Below are 17,348 nucleotides of genomic sequence, written 5' to 3'. Positions count from 1 at the left end.
TATGGCCGTCCGGCCACCGGACCAGCGGGGCGCCCCGCCCTTGAGAAGTGCAAAAAGCCACGCATAGGTCGCGGCTTTTTGCGGATTGATAGGGGTAGGGCGGACGACCCTTTTCGTTATACAGGTTTTTCGACAGTCTGAGGCCCTCCCTTTTGGGGAGAGCCTTTTTGAAAGTGTTTCATTATATGGCGATGCCGCCGTCCACCGCCAGCACCTGGCCGGTGATGAAGCTGGCATCTTCCTGGGAAAGAAACAAGGCGGCCCCCGCCACTTCCTCCGGTGTCCCCAGGCGGCAGAGGGGTGTTTCGTCAGCCAGGATCTGCTGGTCCTCCTGGGTCAGGTTGCCGTTCATCTGGGTGTGGATCACCCCCGGGGCGACGCAGTTGACCCGCACCCCGGAGGGGCCTAATTCTTTGGCCAGAGCCTTTGTCAGACCGATCACTCCCGCCTTGGCGGCCGAATAGGCCGCCTCACAGCTGCCCCCTGTCAGACCCCACATGGAGGAGATGGTGAGGATGCTGCCCTTTTGACGGCGGACCATGGAGGGAATGGCCCGGCGGCAGCAGTAAAACACTCCGTCCAGGTCGACCCCCATCACCCGCCGCCAGTCCTCATCGGTCATGTCGCTCAAAAGACCCTGATAGGCTACTCCGGCGTTGCACACCAGGGCATCCACCGGCCCCAAGGCCTGTTCTATTTGAGAAAACAGAGCTTCCACCTGCCCGGAGTCGGCTACATCGGCGGCAATACCCAGACCGGAAAGACCCCGATTTTTCAGTTCCTGCTCCAGGGCCAGGGATTGCTCCTTTTCTTTCCGGTAGCACCAGGCCACCTGCCAGCCAGCCTGGGCAAAGGCCAGCACGCAGGCCCGGCCAATACCCCGGCTGCCGCCGGTGATAAGGGCGGTTTTCATGGTTTCCATCTCCTTTCAAATTGGCGGCGGGAAAAGGTGTATTCCCAGCCCGCCTGCCATTGTCCTTCCCGAAGAAAAAGCCCCGGGCGGGGCTCTTTTTGTCGCTTCATACCCAGCTTTTCCAGAAGCCGGATGCTGGGCTCATTGGAAAAGCTGCAGAAAGCCACGGCCTGCTTCATCTGCTGCTCTGCAAACCCATACTGGAGCAGTCCCTGGCAGCTTTCCAGAGCATAACCATGGCCCCAATGGGCGGGATGAAAGGCATAGCTCAGCTCCCGCACCCCTTTGCCCCGCTCGGGAAGCGGAGAAAGGCGCAGTTTACCCATCAGAGGGCCTTCCTGGTCTCCCAGGCAACAGGCCCAGATGTCTTGGGACTTTTCCCACAACAGGCTGAGATGGATGCATTCCTCCAGGCTTTCTGCCCTTCCCCACTCCCAGGCCACCGCCTCCTGGGTCAGCAGCTGCCAAAGCTCCTTCCCATCGGTGCGGCGAAAGGGACGCAGGGTCAGGCGTGGAAGGGTGATGATTGCCATGTTACGATTCCTGGTTGGGGGTGGAGGAGGCAGAAGAGAGCTTTTTCCGTCTTCTTCTGCGGCGGCGCTTGGGCGCCTGGGACTGCTCCCCTTCCGGCTTTTTCTCAGCCGTGGCGGAAGCCTGCTCCCCGGCCGTGGCGGGCTTTTCCTCCTTCTTGCCCCGGCGGGGGGCTTTGGGAGTGACGCCGCTGCCCTTTTTCCGGGGCCGGGGCGGGTTTTTCGGCTGATTGGGGTCGGGCACATAGCTCCCCAGCGGATAGGGGTTGTCGTAATCGATGTCCAGCAATTTGTCAATGACCATTTCCACATCCCGCAAAATGGCCTTTTCCTCCTCATCGCAGAAGGAGATGGCAGTGCCCGCTGCTCCGGCCCGGCCGGTGCGGCCGATGCGGTGCACATAGGTCTCCGGTTCCGAGGGCATATCGTAGTTGATCACATAGGGCATTTCCTCAATATCAATGCCCCGGGCGGCAATGTCGGTGGCCACCAGAACCTGGATTTTCCAGTCTTTGAAGTTTTGCAGCGCCCGCTGCCGGTTGTTCTGGGTCTTGTCTCCGTGGATGGCCTGGGCGGTGATGCCCTCCCGGTTCAGATGGCGCGCCACCCGGTCGGCCCCGTGCTTGGTGCGCGCGAACACCAGAGCCTGGGGAATGGGAAGGGTGTGGATCAGATGGGCCAGCAGTTTGGATTTGTTGCCCTTGTCCACCAGATAGACCCGCTGGGCGATCAGCTCCACCGGCCGGGATACCGGGGAGACATTGATTTCCACAGGGTTGTGGAGCAATTTCTGAGCCAGTCGGGCGATCTCCGGAGGCATGGTGGCGGAAAACAGCATGGTCTGCCGGTCCTGAGGCAATTTGCCGGTGATGCGGCGCACATCGGGTAAAAAGCCCATGTCCAGCATCCGGTCGGCCTCATCCAGCACATAGTATTCCGTGTGTTTCAGGGAAATGAAGCCCTGACCCATCAGGTCCAGCAGCCGCCCCGGGGTGGCAATGAGTACATCCACCCCTTCTTTCAGCTGCTGGGTCTGGGGATTCTGGGACACGCCGCCAAAGATGACACAGCACCGGAGAGGCAGATGCTTGCCATAATCCAGGAAGTTTTCGTAAATTTGCAAAGCCAGCTCCCGGGTGGGGGTGAGAATCAGCGCCCGGATCTGGTGCTTATAATCCCAGCTGGCAAAGAGCTTTTGCAGAATGGGCAGGGCAAAAGCAGCGGTTTTGCCGGTGCCCGTCTGGGCACAGCCCAGAAGATCCTCGCCGGAAAGCAGGGCGGGAATGGCCTGCTGCTGGATGGGAGTGGGGGCCGTGTAGCCTTTTTCCTCTATGGCCTGGAGGATTTCCGGCGCCAGGTCAAATTCTTTGAATTCCATCTCTTTTTTACCAATCTTTCTTTTGATATTTTTCAATGATGCCCCCTTTTCCGCATGGGAAAAGGGGGCAGTGTTTCAGCCTTATGATATAGTATACCGGATTTTTTTTCTTTCAGCAAGAAGCCGCAGTTACAGGTTGATGAGCATCATGGCACACAGGGTCAAAAGAGCGGCGGCCCGCTCCTTTTTTCCCAGTTTTTCATGGAAGAACAGGAAGCTGCCCAGCAAAATCACCGCCACCGAGCCGGCGCTGTACACCGGGAACACCACAGCGGCGGGCAGTTCGGCCTTCTCCCGCAGCAAAAAGAAGGGAGAGAGCAGATTGGGCACGCCAATGCACACTCCCAGCAAAACGGAAAATTTGTCCCAATGGGGCCGTTATACACATGGAGGGTAACAGTGTAATCAGCAACAGGGATTTTCTCCCAATGGGCATAGAGGGAAGAAGGGGGCGTGGCCGGCACCGCATCTCCGGCGGAGACCCGCTGGGCGCTGGAGGAAGTGCCGGTATACCAGCCGGTGAAGGTATAACCTTCCCGCACCGGTGTGGGGAGGGCCGGATAGGTTTTCCCCAGCGTCACCGAGATGAAACCGGGCGACACCGAGCCGCCGTTTCCGTTGAGAAGCACGGAAACAGGCTTGATGCTGGTTCCCAATGTGGTGAAATACAGGGGGGCGGCGGCATATTCTTTTCCGTTCACCGTGACGAAAAAGACATACCGGTAGCAAGCACATCCGGTGTCCGTACACACCGGAAAATGAGCGGTTCAGCTTTGCAGCCGATACGCCCATTTTGATTTTTGGGGAAGCCCCAAACCCTTGATTTTTGAGTTGAAAATACTTCCTGGACTTTTCCGAAAAGCCTTTGCTTTTATTCGCTTTGGCGATTATAATTATACTGTGATTTTATAAGCAGACATAGAACCGAACTGCAACAGGAGTGCTGCCCATGAAGTATTTATCAATCGCGCAAACCGCCGAACGCTGGGGTATCTCCACCCGCCGTATTCAGATTTTGTGCGGCGAGGGTCGCGTCCCCGGTGCTATCCGCATTGGCACGGTCTGGGGAATTCCAGAGGACGCAGAGAAGCCAGCGGACGCGCGAATCAAGAACGGCAGGTATATCAAGAAGCCCGTCGAAAATGAAAAATGAGCCGCATCATATCAGCGACTCTAACTCGAAATAATGGGGCCTATTCTACCTCGCGGGTGCGAATGGGCGCACTGACCCCTTGGTTACGACTCTAGGGAGTCATGTCTATGTCTCAACGGAAAACATTCTGCCGGACAAGCAAGGTGCTGCTTCCTTTGGCACGACTGATTCTTCAGAGCGAGTGACATATTTTCAAGCGGAGGATGTGCTTGTTAGCAACATCCGTCCATATTTCAAAAAGATGTGGTTCGCAACAACTTCGGGCGGGTGTAACGCCGATGTCCTGTGTTTTAGAGCCTTGGACAAGAAGTACGCATACCTTCTGAAATCCATCATGTTTCAAGATGGATTCTTCGATTATGTCATGTCAGGGGGCAAAAGGAACAAAAATGCCTCGTGGTGACAAAACTCACATCATGCTGTACCCGATCCCGCGTTTTTCCGAGACGCAGCTCCTGAAATTTATTGAATATAATAAAATTAGTTTTGGGGAGGGAGGGCGAATGCGGTCCCTTTCCCGCGTCAGCCGGAAGCAAAGGTATAGCACACACGACTTTCCTGCGGAAAATCGTGTGCCAACAGGAATGCAGAATTCGACTGAATCAATAAAAGCATTTGCAGTATTTGATGTAGCGTTTAACATATATAGCTAAGACGGAAGGGTGGTTTGAATTATGCCAAATATCCTTGTGGTTGAGGACGATGAAAACTTGAATCGTGGAATCACTTTTTCACTGAAAAAATCCGGATACCAGGTTTTTTCGGCAGAAACAATAAAAAAAGCAAAATTGCTTTCCAGAAAAATCCAAGTGGATGTTGCCATTTGTGATGTGAATCTTCCGGATGGAAACGGATTAGAGCTTGTCAGATGGATGCGGAATTGTCAAAATGTATATATTATCTGTCTTACCGCGTTGGATCAGGAGACAGATCAGGTCATGGGATATGAAGCCGGTGCGGACGATTATATTACAAAGCCGTTCAGTCTTTCCGTACTTCTTCTGAAAATCGAGGCTCATTTCCGCCGCAGAAAGAATGAACCCGGAACTCCAAAAATTCATTCAAAGGATATCGTATTTATCCCCGGAGAGATGAGGGCGTTCGTAAAGGAAAGAGAAATAAGCCTTACGAAGAATGAACTGAAAATGCTGTCCTTTTTTCTTCAAAACCCGAAACAGATTCTTTCAAAAACACAGCTGTTAGAAAATGTGTTTGATCTGGATGGTGATTTTATGGATGAAAATACAGTAGCTGTGAACATCAGAAGGCTTCGGGAGAAAATCGAAGAGGACCCGGCGGCTCCGGTCTATATTAAAAACATCCGCGGGCTTGGGTATATATGGAATCAGGAGGTAAGTCAGTGACGAAACGACATCGTAAAAAGTGGGTTGATGCCTTGTCACTGGTGCTGCCGGTTCTACTCTTTTTTGCGGTATTGAACTGCTTTACCACCTATTTATATTATCAGGATTATCAATGTAAAATGGATATTCTGACAGAAGTTGCGGCGGGCGCAGAGACCACCGGCATGGATGTTGCCGCAGGATGGCTGAAAGGAAACGACCATCAAGCCAATGAACAAGGTAAGCAATTATTAGAGCAATACGGGTACTGGGAAAACAAAGGGACTTCGTTTTATGTGCGCTTCCGGCAGAATATCATGATAACCGGCTGTACAAGTGCAGTGCTATGTCTGTCTTTGCTAACATTCCTGTTTTACCGGAAGAAAGCTGAGGCGAAAGAAAGTCGGAAACGATTGGAGCAGCTAGAGCAAATCCTGATTGCATTTCGGGAAAATCACTTTGAGGTAGTGCCGGACACAGAAGATCATGTCGGGCAGGAAAGACTGAAATTTCAGCTTGAAGCAATCGGACATCATATCCAGCTGCTGCAAGAGGAAGCCAGAGCGGAGAAGGAAAGCACAAAGGAAATGGTATCCGACATTTCCCATCAGCTGAAAACCCCGGTTGCAGCTTTGGATACCTGCTTTAGCATATTGCTGCGGAACAATCTGAGTGAGACGGAGCAACAGGAATTTCGCATCCGCTGCCGGAGTGCATTGGACGGATTGGAAACATTGTTGCAGTCTCTGCTGGAAATATCCAAGATGGAAACTGGACTGATTCAGATTAATAAGAAAAAACTTCCGCTTATGGATACTGTCATATCTGCTGTGAACTGTACTTATCTAAAAGCGGATGAGAAAGAAATTGAATTCGTTTTTGACTATGCAAAAGAGCTGGAAACATGCATGGTTATGCAGGATAAACGTTGGCTTGGAGAAGCAATCATTAATGTTTTGGACAATGCCATCAAATACAGCCCAGAACATTCAAAAATCACGATCCGGCTACAAAAAAGAACCGGCTTTGTGAGAATTGAGATCGAGGATCAGGGAATCGGAATCCCGCAGAGTGAATACCATAAAATATTCCAGCGGTTTTACAGAGGGACTGCGCCGGAAGTCCGCGAAAAGAGCGGAACTGGCATCGGTCTGTATCTGTCCAGACAGATTATTGAGCAGCATGGTGGGACAATCACGGTGGCCTCCGGCAAAGTCAGAAAAGGAAGTACCTTTTTGATTCAGCTGCCGGAGAATGGACTTTCGTAGAGATGATGAGCAGAAGTCTTTCAAATCTGTAAGACTTCTGCTCTCTTTTTGAAAGTGAAATGAAAGGCTCCTTTGATACAATGCGGGTAAATAAGAAAAGGAGGCCATTGGAGTGGGCGTGATATTAGAAACGAATCAGCTTTGCAAATTTTATGGGACGGGGGAAAATCAGGTCAAAGCCGTTAACCATGTGAATATCCAGATTGGGCAGGGAGAATTTGTCGCCATTGTCGGAAAATCCGGCTCCGGAAAAAGTACCCTGCTGCATATGCTGGGCGGGCTGGATACACCAACCAGCGGCAGCGTGATCTTGTCTGACAAGGACCTGTATTCCATGAAGGAGGATCAGCTTGCCGTTTTCCGGAGAAGAAAGATCGGATTTGTATTTCAGGCATTCAATCTGGTATCCTCCATCAATGTGTGGGAAAATATCGTTCTTCCGTTGGGGCTTGACGAAAAAAAAGTGGATAAAGCTTATGTCAATGATATTATCACCACACTGGGTCTTGAACACCGGATTCATAATCTTCCGAATACCCTCTCCGGAGGACAGCAGCAGCGCGTTGCGATTGCAAGAGCCTTGGTAAACAGACCGGAGATTTTGTTTGCGGACGAGCCAACCGGAAATCTTGATTCCAAGACAAGTGACGAGGTGATCGCGCTGCTAAAAATGAGCGCAAAAAAATATGGACAAACGATTGTAATGATTACCCATGATGATGAGATCGCGCAGGTTGCTGACCGTATTTTAGTCATCGAGGATGGACAGGTGGTGGATTTCAATTGAGGACGATCAGCAAAATCGCATTCAACAACGACAAAAGAAATCGGACAAGAAGTGTCCTCATTATGACGGCGATTTGCCTGACTACCATGCTTCTGGTCATTATCAGTACAATTGGAAATGGCCTGATCCTCTTACAGAAGGATCAGGCTGCAGGCTCATACGGAAGCAACTACGGCCTGTTTATCGCCGCAGATGGTACGCAATTAAAAGAAGTGGAACGCAGAGCTGAGATATCTGATATCGGCATCATGTGTACGGAGGGCATCCTGAAAGGAAATGAAAATGGCGGCTTTGTCAGTGCGGATGAAACGGTCAGGAAAATGCTTCCCTATAATCAGGAATATGTGTTGAAGGAAGGTACCTATCCGGAAAAGGCGCAGGAAATTGCCGCAGGACGCGCTTTCTTTGATGCAGTGGGATACCATGATGTAAAGGTCGGAGACACCGTAACATTGGAGTACCGTTCCGGCATGCAGTCGGAATACGCACCGGTGGAATTTACTGTCAGCGGGATTTTATATGACCGGGATGAATATACCATTGAGGCTTCCTATGTTGTATTCGGTTCGCAGGATTTTTATAATGAGCGTGTTGCGGAGGGTGACAGGCAATATAATATCTATTTTACCTTGAGCGATTCTGCAAATGTATCTATGAATAATGTTGCGCCTGTTATAAAAGAAATCGCGGATTCCTGCGGCATTGACCAGAAAAATGTGATCATCAATGACCTCTACCTGCAGTGGGTATTGCAGCCGAGCTATGAAATGATTGTGGTTTGTGGAACCCTGATCCTCGGAATCGTGCTGTTTTCCGTTGTGGTCATTTATAATATCTTCCAGGTCGGGATCGCCCAGAAGGTTCAGGAGTACGGAAAAATCAAGGCGCTGGGTGCAACCAGAAAGCAGATGAAGCAGTTGATCTTTCGTGAGGGCATTCTTCTGGCGGTTCCTTCGATACCGCTGGGGCTGCTGTTTGGTTTTCTGATTGCAAAAGTCAGCTTCAACTGGCTGGTGGAGCAGGGAAATCTGGTATCGTCCGGAATCAAGAACCATCAGGTGCCTCTGTTTTCACTGACAATTATGCTCATCTGCATTTTTGTATCGTTTCTTACGGTCGTTTTGGCTCTGCGCAAACCCATGAAAATTGTTTCCCGGATTTCACCCATCGAAGCGACACGGTATCTTGACGGCTCCAAAACGCAAAAACAGGGCAAACGAAAAGGCAGAAAAGATGTCACCGTTTTCTCCATGGCAATGGCAAATGTGACAGGCAATCCGAAAAGAACCATTGCTACGATTCTTACCATGGGGCTTTCCTGTGTATTGTTTGTAATTATCTCTAATTATGTTGGGAATATTGACACGGAGCACGAGGCGCGGATTGCAATCAACCATGGACAATTTGAGTTGCAGCTGGATTATTCCCAAAATTATGATGAAGCCTATTCGGAGAATAATCTGGACACAATCCTACAGAACAACCCACTGAATGATTCTTTGATTAAAGAAATCAAATCCATCCCCGGTGTAACGGATGTACTGACGAGAGAAATCGTCTCTGCAGATCTGAACGGAACAAAATTTCCGGTTGCAATCGTAAATCAAGAGGATTTTGAAATGATGCGCGGGGATGGCGATATCGGTTCCATGGACTATGCACAGGCTGTCAAAAACGGGGATGTTTTCTTTGGCTGGTCCATGTGGATGGAAGCTGACGGGTATTCTGCGGGTGCACCGATTACATTCAACTTTGATAACGGAAGCGGAACCTATACCTATCAGGGAAAGATTGCAGGCTCCTTTGTAAGCGCGGACACTTATCTTGTCATTCCGGAAGAAGTATACCGTTCCATGAATCCGAGGGGAACAGCCTATGGCTATCTGTGGGTAGACTGTGATAAAAAAGATGTGGCATCTGTAGAGCAAAGCCTGAATGACCTGCTCTCCGATACTTCTCATATCAAGCTGAACACCTATCACGCAGAATTGCAAACCGCAGAATACGCAAGCCGTATGATGAAGCTTGGCTGCTATCTGTTCATGGCAATTGTCGGTCTCATTGGGTTTATGAATCTGGCAAACACCATGATCATCAATATCACCACGAAGAAGCAGGAATACGGTGTGCTGCAAGCGGTAGGCATGACCAATAAGCAGTTGAATCTGAGCTTACAAATACAGGGCTTGGTTTTTACGGTTGGCACCATCTGCGTCGCACTTGCTGCCGGTCTGCCCCTTGGCTATGCACTGTTTTCCTATGCGAAGCATAATGGGATTTTTGGAATGAACATTTATCATGTTCCTCTTATCCCGATTCTTGTTATGATTCTTCTGGTTGGTATTCTACAAATTGTGCTTTCCCTCGTTTTAAGCAGTAATCTGAAAAAGGAAACGCTGGTTGAAAGAATAAGGTATCAGGGATAGTAGATTCTATAAAAAGCAAGCTGCCGCTCAAGATGGGCGGCAGCTTACCTTGACCTTGCCACCGAGTCGCTGGCTGAACTGATGAGCGCAGAACCATCCAAACGGGCAGAACTCATCAATGATATAAGCTTCCTGAACTCCGCAAAAATTCAGAGCAATGAAGCGGATGTTGAAAAAATCAAGAACATTCTGATGAAAATTATCCGAGAAATCAAAGAGGATGTAGCAGCACAACAGCCTACCGGGGCAATCGCTACGGCAGAAGCTGTGAAGGGCATCCGTGATTCACTGCTGGACAAACCGCAATCTGAGCTGACCACCGATGATATATCAGCCGCTATGGCTGCCTATGTTGGAAAAGTGATTCCTATGGGTGAATCCACATCTGCGCTGCTTCAGCAGCTTACAAAACAAATATTAGAATTGCCCACAAAAGACGAAGAATAATCGTTTCACTATGGCGAGACGGAGTCTCATATATGCATCGGCTTCCCTTTCCGGTCAGATGGATTTTTCCCTGGAAGTAAAGGCATAACACACTGAGTCTTTCCTACGGAAAATCGTGTACCAACAGGGATGCTCGCGCCCCTATTGGATGACCCAGATTCAAAAGGGCCGCCCTATAGATGACTTCTTCACCCTATGGAAATATTCAATGCCTTGATATTATAAGAGCCAAAAAGAGAAGCTGCCACGTGTCCTTTCAGTGTTGAATGGACGCGTGGCAGCTTTGCTTTAAGGGGGCTTAGGTAGACTTTAGGTGATGACTGTCCTCATAAGCGCATCTAATTTGCTATAATGCCCTTCATTTGCAACACCTTCTATCAAAGGTAGAAGTTCGGTTGCGGGCATTATCTGCTGACCATGTAGACGCTTATCATATGCACTTTGCATTTGCTCGGAGGCATCGCACTTACCATAAATCAAACATAACCCTACAATGGATTCTGTCGGTCGAATAGGACTCATGGAGAACAGGTACTTAAATGCAAGATTCTTGACATGATGCCGTCTCACGCATACAAAATCACTGAATTTTGCATCTAGTATGAGGTATCGCACAGAGGAATCACCTTCCACCTTAATCAGGTAATCAGGTGAGTAATAATGTCCGCCAGACCGATTATCATCGTTATCTCCAGTAAAAACAGGGATGGAGTTGTTGCGAATCAAACCAATTCCGTTTACGCTGCATTCGTCGGTGTCATAAATAACCGGCTGGTAGTAAAGCGTTAGCTTATGATGATCGTTCCTGAAAATGAATGTATTATTGCAATTTGTGTTTTTGTATTTCCAGTTACATCTTATTGGGTACACACATTTTTTTGCATTTTCAAGTGCATATCCACGGTTCTGAAAATATGAAATCAGTTTTGCCAACAGATACCCTTCATAAAGTGAAGAAATCTTGATAAATGAAAGCATAAACTTTTCTTTGGCGAAATCATAAATACCAAACCAGAACCATTTATGAATGTGGACGAAAATGCGATTATACTGTGGAACCGACATCAAAATATGGGATGGCTGAGGTTCGCTTAGCATCGCTTCTGGCTGAATTCTAAAAGCACTGCTGTACATTGTCCAGAGATGAGCAAACTTTATGCGGAGGTTTTTCAACCGAGCTAATTCATTTTCCAACATTTTTCTGGTTCCTGCAAACATGAAAAAGGAAGAATAAATGTACTCGGCACTATAATCCTCATTGTCGGGGATTTGCTGAAGCAAAGAGTAGCAATGCACATACAGTTCATTGACAGAATCAATCATTTTTCGAATGAACCCTAACACAACCCGGTTCTCGTAGGTGTCATATGAGCGTTCATTTTGCAGCGAGAGCGTTTTCTCTGGTTGATAAACCCGGTTGCCGATGCGTATACCAGAGCTTCCGTTAATTTGCCGCAATTCTTCTGGATGAGTGGCTATGAACTGAACTGTCGTTGGTGTTACATATTGCAAGCGCTCAAACCGATCAATTTTTGAAACTTTGTCAATCCTAAAGCGACTATTGGCCTTAAAATAACCATAACTACTTTCATAGATGGCAGCTATTTCCTCGGCAAGAATAATCTGTGCGGAGAGACTTTGGTAACCACTCTCTTTCAGATTTGTGGGATTTCTAGCCTTCGGTTCACCATTGAGCAATAGTAATTCTTGATTAGAATACACATAGCTTACCATGGCCTTCACCGCATCGTTAAGTTCACCGCGCCGTACCAGTACCGGGAGATACGCAGTAGAGTACTGATGTTCGACACCATCAGTGTCATGGACTACTAGGGTGATTTCCACAAATCCATAACAGTCCATAAAAATGCGCCGATCGCTTGTACTCTTATTCGGGAACAATATTCGTCCATTATTGTGTATAGATGGCTCATACACATCATTAATGTAAACATCGACTTCCCGAACAGGACTTGTTTCCCCACACGATAGAGCAAATTCATAACTCAGATCTGAGAAAATGCATACATCAGTTGTTTTTGTTATAATTTGCTCGATACTACCCTTTCGCCCATCATTCTCTGACAGCCCAACTGAAAACGGTTGCTTGCCATAGGGATGTAAAGTTAATGAACAAGTGGCCATAATATCGTCCTCCTTTAACAGAAGAATTGATAATATTTCATTTGATGATTACCTCGTTCGATTATGCTCTTCACCATTCTAGCCGAAGTGTTCAGTCCATTACTACTACACAAGCTGCCGAATTCATTTAACCACTTTTCAAATTCCTCGCCATTGCCAATGATCTTGGGAAGAATACGCTGTGCAACAGCATAATCCAGCGCGATGGTAGCCGCAGCAGTTTTTGTGTCATCCATTTCAAAATACTTGGAGGCCGCAGTCCAATACTGCTTAATTGCAGCATTGATACGAGGACTCACAGAGAAATTTTTTTCACGCAGCTTTATAATAATGGAATCATAGCATTTTTGAATTTCTGGGGTAAAGATACACTCTTCCTTTGCGGGAATAAATGCGTCTCGAAGAGAAGCCCATGGAATGGCCTCAATTATTTCCGCAGGAATCTTTGCCTCGCTGACAGAGTAACTGTAGTCCCGAAGGGTGAGCTGCGGGAGCGTAATGACCCAAGCGCGGTCAATCAAGCGAGGAGAAAGAGTCTCTGTTGTGTGGTCGTTATTAATTGTTGCAACGAAGTGGAGCGTTTCAGGTATGCCAAACACATGGTCTTCTCCCAAGTTTACCTTACTGTGAGGGCCCAAATCATCGCAGATGTTCATAAAATCAGACCAATAGTATTCCATTGGACTAAGATTCGCTTCATCGAGCAGAATAACATACGGAAAATTGAATGCGCCAATCCGCTTTTCTGTATCTAGCTGATGAAGTGCATCATAAATCCGGCGATTGCTCTTGTCAAAAGTTTTGGACAGGGGATTATAGTAACCGACAAAATCTCTTTTGGATGTCCAGCCTCTCTCTACGGAAACCGCCACATAACGATCAACAGATTCTTTGCTATTCTCGGGGCAGCCAACTAAATCAGAAATCTTATTAAGGCCAAGTGCCTCACCCATAATATTACATATAGATGTTTTGCCACAACCCGGTTCGCCAGAGAATACCGTTAGGAAACCCTGTGTCATACAGATAGCGATGTTAATGATGGTATTTTTGCTATAGTTGGGGCGGCGAACCTGAATGACCCGGCACAGATATTCAATAAGTTCCTCAGGTGTTTTATTTGGCAATTGAAGGGACATGACCTTGTTTGTAAGTTCTATATGCTGACCATTGGACTGTTCAGCTTCCCATTCTGCGGCAGCACGGAGCATTTTACTAGCCATAAACCCATCGAATGCGATTTCAACCATTTTTTCATGCGGACGGCTGATAAGCTGCTGGAATTGCAATTCCAAACCGCTAGTATCGCTGGTTAAGTGATTTTTATGAACACTAAGGTAATCAACCTCGCCTTTGAGTTCCTTATATTTTTTCTGGAGATCGCCAATGTCACCAATTACTCCATAAAGCTTTTGACTTGCTTCAATACGAGCCGAAAGATCCGCATATTCAGCTTCCTTCTCCAGCATTTCACGCTTCTTAGCCTCAATAGCTTGTTGGTCAATGGTTTCTGCACGCTGGCGAGACTCTTCGATTTCCTGCTCCAACAATCCTTTCTGTACTGCCAAATTTTCGAGTTTATCTTCAAGCTCTATTATGTGTTTGGTAATAACCTGAGATCTTTGCAACTGATCGAGCAGTCGTGGATTCTTTTCAACCAATGCCTGCAGCCATTCATCCACATTAGGGCTATCCTGGTATTTTACAAGCAGGTCACAGACAAAGTCTGTAATGGTGCGAAGAGTATCATCCACATCTTCTTCAGATGACATGATATTGACCAGTCGGTTCAATCTGGAACGCCGTGTCTCCTCAGTCAAAATAGAACCAGCAATTTCAGATTCCTCATATTGTTTCAAAAGAGCAGGAACATCATCTAGCCTAATCTGGCCATTGGCAGTGACTCCACTCTTAATGCTATCCTTAAAGCTCTCAATCAATACAGAATCAGAAATAACATCTAACTGTTCAGCTACAGAATCCCGTTTGGGACTCAAGATCAACCATCTGTTTTCGGGGGCACCCCAATAGCCTTCGGAATATCTTAACTCGAATTTGTTCATCCGACTATAACTATATCCGCTAACGGTGTATTTTTGCTCTTTAACCTGCGGCTTTACATAGTACGACGATGTATACTCACGATACCCCACCACATAAGGGCCAGCCCAGAAGCCATCCATTTCAATAAAGACCTGATTACCCGCAAGCACGCAAGGAGATTCAATTTCAACTATCGTATCATTTTTCAAATCTGAAATTACTTCATCCTTGCGTACGGCAAAATACACACCGTAATTTCCGATGGGGCGGATTTTTTCTCTGTCCAACATTTCCATGGCAGAAACCTTGTAGCCAGTTTGGTTCCTATCTCCGTTTGCCTTGAAATTAGGCTGTAAATCTGGCAAAGTGAACTCAAACAGAACAAGTGAACTTTCAGAAAAAAACTCATCCATACGACGATGTTCGCCATCGTCATTCCAGTTGTAGGAGAAACAAATATTTCGTTTTTCTGATTCGGGCAATAATGCTTCTTGTTCCTGTGGAGAAAGCATGATCACCTGTGAATCTTGAACCTCCGCTATTGGCTTGAAGTTAAAGAAAATATTTGGAGTATATCCTTTTTTCTCGATGATGCCTATGTAGATTCCCATGTCCAATCCTCCTTATTAATTGATGTTCCTCATATAATCATTGCCTGATAAATCATCCTGAGATTTTTCAGACAAAAACTCCATAATGTCACCTATGTTTGCGTCAAGCACTTTACAGATTCTCCTCAATATAGATAGTGTTACCTCTTGAGCTCATCGTAGCTTTGTCATTGTATTTAGTGCAATTTCAGCAATTTTTCTCAAGTCCGCCTTGTCTATTTCCTGTCAGCTAGTAATCTTCAAAGACGATTATATGAAATTTTCAGAATGCTCATCTCTAAGGAGAAAGCGCTCTATATACATCACCTCAAATCATCCCAAAGTGCTTCAAAGCTTCTGTGATCGCTTTTTCCTTCTCCGGCGGGCATTGGGGCTGCTTGGCGTTTTCGGATTTCGGCTTATTGTAGTTTTCACGCTCAATGATGCCGTATTTCTGCTTCACCTGTGCGATATAGAGGTGGCTGACCTTCAGTCCGGTATGCTCGAAAACATATTCCCGGATTTCCTCGTAGGTTGCTTTACTCTCTGCCGAAGTCAAATCCATCTCGTCTATAGCCACTTCGATCTCGATATGTTCCTTGCTTTGAAGTTTGGACAATAAACACACCGTCTCAACTGTTGTTTCATCGTCCCAACCCAATTCCTCTATCTCCTTTCCGTTAAAGTAAACAGGAAATCTGAATTTAATATGCTTTAAAATCCGGCCATCCGGCTGCTCTTGCTCATAAATATCAACTCGTTCAATAAAACTGTTAAGAAATTCCTTCTTTTCCGCATCGCTGAACTTGTCATACAGTTTATCAAAATACAGAAGAAATTGATAGATGTTATCCCCGGAAATTTTCTGCTGGCGTACATTGATAATTCTGGTTTCCACTTCCTCAATTTGTGTTTCCACGGAATCAATTTCTTCGTATAGTTTATACAGGCGTTCTTCCATGTCCTGATACTTTCGGTCATAGTATTTATCCAATATATCAAGACTGTCCATCTGCTGCCCCAGTTTGGACTTTGCACCGTTTAGTTGCCGTAGTTTCTTGCGAAGCTGTTCCAGTTCGGTTTCCAGCTCATCTGTATCAATTCTTGCTCCGATCTTCTGACGGATTGCCTGCTCAAACTTGGGGTTCTGAACCAGCTTTCTGATTACTTCTTCGACAGCACCATCAATTTTTTCCTGTTTCCACTGTTTTCTATATCCGCATCTGTTTCCATTGATTGTTGTACGATGCTTGCAGCTGTAATAGTAATAATCTCTGTAATGCGTCCCGTCGCCCTTTTTCTTGCGATTCACATTTCCGTACATAGCAGCACCGCATACAGGGCAGCGCAGGATGCCGGACAAAATGTTCTCATGCTCCAGATTATAGATCTTTTCGCTCTTGACACCTGTTGCCTGGCGTTTCCGCTGTGCCAACTGCCATACCTCTTCCGGGACGATTGCTTCATGTACGCCATCATAAACCGGGTATTCATCCTGTTTTACAATATGGTACTCGTTTCGGGTCCCTGCTATTTTTTCATTTTTGCGGCGTCCATAGGCAAGTTTGCCGCAATAGATCGGATTGTCCAGAACAAGTTTAATAAAATGCGCCGAGAACATATCCAGTGTGTTGTTCTGCCGCTTCTTTTTTACATATCCACGCTCGTTCAAATAAGTTGCAATGGCTGACGCTCCCATCGTTGTATTGACAAACTTATCGTAAATAATGCGAATGACCTCTGCTTCGTCCTCCGCAATCAGCAATTCTCCATTTTCCAGCTTATAGCCATAGGGCGCAAAACCACCGTTCCATTTTCCCTCACGGGCTTTCTGCCTACGGCCTTCCATCGTCTGAACAAGAATGTTTTCCCGCTCGATTTCAGCCACGGCAGACAGAACGGAAATCATCAGTTTACCGCTGTCCTTGGAGCTGTCAATACCATCTTCCACACAGATCAGATTAACGCCGAAGTCCTGCATATGCTGCAATGAACTGAGTACATCTGCCGCATTTCTTCCGAAACGGGAAAGCTTAAACACCAGAACAAAATCCACTTTGTCTTTCCCGGTTTCAATATCCTTGAGCATCTGCATAAACTGCGGACGCCCTTCTATATTTTTGCCTGATTTTCCCTCATCCGAGTATTCACCGGCAACAACCATACCCTGGAACTCGGCATATTTCTTTAGCTTGTCTTTCTGTGCATCCAGGCTATATCCATCCACCTGCATTGAGGTAGATACTCGTGTGTATATGTAACATTTTGGGGTTTTCAAGGTTAATCCACCTCTATCCATAGGTGATATGTAATTGTGCCACGGCC

14 protein-coding genes and 1 pseudogene are annotated in these 17,348 nt (G+C 47.0%); 6 read left to right on the top strand and 9 right to left on the bottom strand.

The window, feature by feature from the left end; translation table 11 throughout:
- Positions 1 to 181 precede the first annotated feature (181 nt).
- From ymfI to KQI26_RS01250, 5 genes are all read right to left on the bottom strand, one after another.
- Positions 182 to 913 (bottom strand): elongation factor P 5-aminopentanone reductase, encoded by a 732-nt coding sequence (ymfI, locus tag KQI26_RS01270; RefSeq protein ID WP_371744045.1) that lies wholly within the window; start codon positions 911 to 913, stop codon positions 182 to 184.
- Positions 910 to 1,446, bottom strand: coding sequence for a GNAT family N-acetyltransferase (locus KQI26_RS01265; RefSeq protein WP_216502825.1), 537 nt, complete (start codon positions 1,444 to 1,446; stop codon positions 910 to 912). The genes ymfI and KQI26_RS01265 overlap by 4 nt, the downstream gene beginning before the upstream one ends.
- A gap of 1 nt (position 1,447) precedes the next feature.
- A complete protein-coding gene (locus tag KQI26_RS01260) occupies positions 1,448 to 2,857 on the bottom strand; it encodes a DEAD/DEAH box helicase (RefSeq protein ID WP_253292582.1) in 1,410 nt (469 codons plus the stop codon).
- Between the two features lie 93 nt (positions 2,858 to 2,950).
- Positions 2,951 to 3,151 (bottom strand): hypothetical protein, encoded by a 201-nt coding sequence (locus KQI26_RS01255; protein ID WP_216502837.1) that lies wholly within the window; start codon positions 3,149 to 3,151, stop codon positions 2,951 to 2,953.
- Entirely contained in the window at positions 3,052 to 3,450 is a 399-nt protein-coding gene (locus KQI26_RS01250) for an InlB B-repeat-containing protein (protein WP_371744050.1), read from the bottom strand. Before KQI26_RS01250 ends, KQI26_RS01255 begins: the two co-directional genes overlap by 100 nt.
- A 320-nt stretch (positions 3,451 to 3,770) precedes the next feature.
- Between KQI26_RS01250 and KQI26_RS01245 the strand changes: the two genes are divergently transcribed.
- The 6 genes from KQI26_RS01245 to KQI26_RS01220 all read left to right on the top strand — a co-directional run bounded on the left by KQI26_RS01245 (position 3,771) and on the right by KQI26_RS01220 (position 10,245).
- Entirely contained in the window at positions 3,771 to 3,974 is a 204-nt protein-coding gene (locus tag KQI26_RS01245) for a DNA-binding protein (RefSeq protein WP_118746417.1), read from the top strand.
- 674 nt (positions 3,975 to 4,648) lie between these two features.
- Positions 4,649 to 5,338, top strand: a complete 690-nt coding sequence (locus KQI26_RS01240; RefSeq protein WP_216502823.1) for a response regulator transcription factor — start codon at positions 4,649 to 4,651, stop codon at positions 5,336 to 5,338.
- On the top strand, positions 5,335 to 6,585 hold the full coding sequence (locus KQI26_RS01235; RefSeq protein WP_371744044.1) for a sensor histidine kinase: 1,251 nt from the start codon (positions 5,335 to 5,337) through the stop codon (positions 6,583 to 6,585). Before KQI26_RS01240 ends, KQI26_RS01235 begins: the two co-directional genes overlap by 4 nt.
- A 112-nt stretch (positions 6,586 to 6,697) precedes the next feature.
- The gene (locus KQI26_RS01230; protein WP_216502821.1) at positions 6,698 to 7,372 is read left to right on the top strand and encodes an ABC transporter ATP-binding protein; all 675 of its coding nucleotides are present in this window, start codon (positions 6,698 to 6,700) and stop codon (positions 7,370 to 7,372) included.
- A complete protein-coding gene (locus KQI26_RS01225; protein WP_216502820.1) occupies positions 7,369 to 9,798 on the top strand; it encodes an ABC transporter permease in 2,430 nt (809 codons plus the stop codon). The genes KQI26_RS01230 and KQI26_RS01225 overlap by 4 nt, the downstream gene beginning before the upstream one ends.
- An 81-nt stretch (positions 9,799 to 9,879) precedes the next feature.
- Positions 9,880 to 10,245 (top strand): hypothetical protein, encoded by a 366-nt coding sequence (locus KQI26_RS01220; protein WP_216502819.1) that lies wholly within the window; start codon positions 9,880 to 9,882, stop codon positions 10,243 to 10,245.
- A 309-nt stretch (positions 10,246 to 10,554) separates the two neighbouring features.
- Here the strand turns inward: KQI26_RS01220 and KQI26_RS01215 are convergent, their stop codons facing one another.
- From KQI26_RS01215 to KQI26_RS01200, 4 genes and pseudogenes are all read right to left on the bottom strand, one after another.
- On the bottom strand, positions 10,555 to 12,390 hold the full coding sequence (locus KQI26_RS01215; RefSeq protein WP_216502818.1) for a DUF2357 domain-containing protein: 1,836 nt from the start codon (positions 12,388 to 12,390) through the stop codon (positions 10,555 to 10,557).
- 14 nt (positions 12,391 to 12,404) lie between these two features.
- Positions 12,405 to 15,044 (bottom strand): hypothetical protein, encoded by a 2,640-nt coding sequence (locus tag KQI26_RS01210; protein ID WP_216502817.1) that lies wholly within the window; start codon positions 15,042 to 15,044, stop codon positions 12,405 to 12,407.
- 15 nt (positions 15,045 to 15,059) lie between these two features.
- Positions 15,060 to 15,185, bottom strand: a pseudogene (locus KQI26_RS15635) (hypothetical protein); the annotation flags it as partial.
- A gap of 166 nt (positions 15,186 to 15,351) precedes the next feature.
- Positions 15,352 to 17,322 carry a recombinase family protein gene (locus KQI26_RS01200; protein WP_216502815.1) on the bottom strand — a complete coding sequence of 657 codons (1,971 nt, stop codon included), beginning with the start codon at positions 17,320 to 17,322 and terminating at the stop codon, positions 15,352 to 15,354.
- Positions 17,323 to 17,348: the final 26 nt, after the last annotated feature.

This window comes from Intestinimonas sp. MSJ-38, assembly GCF_018917925.1.
Taxonomy (GTDB): Bacteria; Bacillota; Clostridia; order Oscillospirales; family Butyricicoccaceae; genus Pseudobutyricicoccus.
This window is presented reverse-complemented; position numbering and strand designations above follow the sequence as displayed.

Excerpts from the sequence above, each read along its gene's own strand:
- KQI26_RS01265 (WP_216502825.1), bottom strand. The coding sequence starts at position 1,446 with ATGGCAATCATCACCCTTCCACGCCTGACCCTGCGTCCCTTTCGCCGC.
- ymfI (WP_371744045.1), bottom strand. The coding sequence starts at position 913 with ATGAAAACCGCCCTTATCACCGGCGGCAGCCGGGGTATTGGCCGGGCC.
- KQI26_RS01220 (WP_216502819.1), top strand. The coding sequence starts at position 9,880 with ATGAGCGCAGAACCATCCAAACGGGCAGAACTCATCAATGATATAAGC.
- KQI26_RS01200 (WP_216502815.1), bottom strand. The coding sequence starts at position 17,322 with ATGGATAGAGGTGGATTAACCTTGAAAACCCCAAAATGTTACATATAC.
- KQI26_RS01245 (WP_118746417.1), top strand. The coding sequence starts at position 3,771 with ATGAAGTATTTATCAATCGCGCAAACCGCCGAACGCTGGGGTATCTCC.
- KQI26_RS01240 (WP_216502823.1), top strand. The coding sequence starts at position 4,649 with ATGCCAAATATCCTTGTGGTTGAGGACGATGAAAACTTGAATCGTGGA.
- KQI26_RS01210 (WP_216502817.1), bottom strand. The coding sequence starts at position 15,044 with ATGGGAATCTACATAGGCATCATCGAGAAAAAAGGATATACTCCAAAT.
- KQI26_RS01215 (WP_216502818.1), bottom strand. The coding sequence starts at position 12,390 with ATGGCCACTTGTTCATTAACTTTACATCCCTATGGCAAGCAACCGTTT.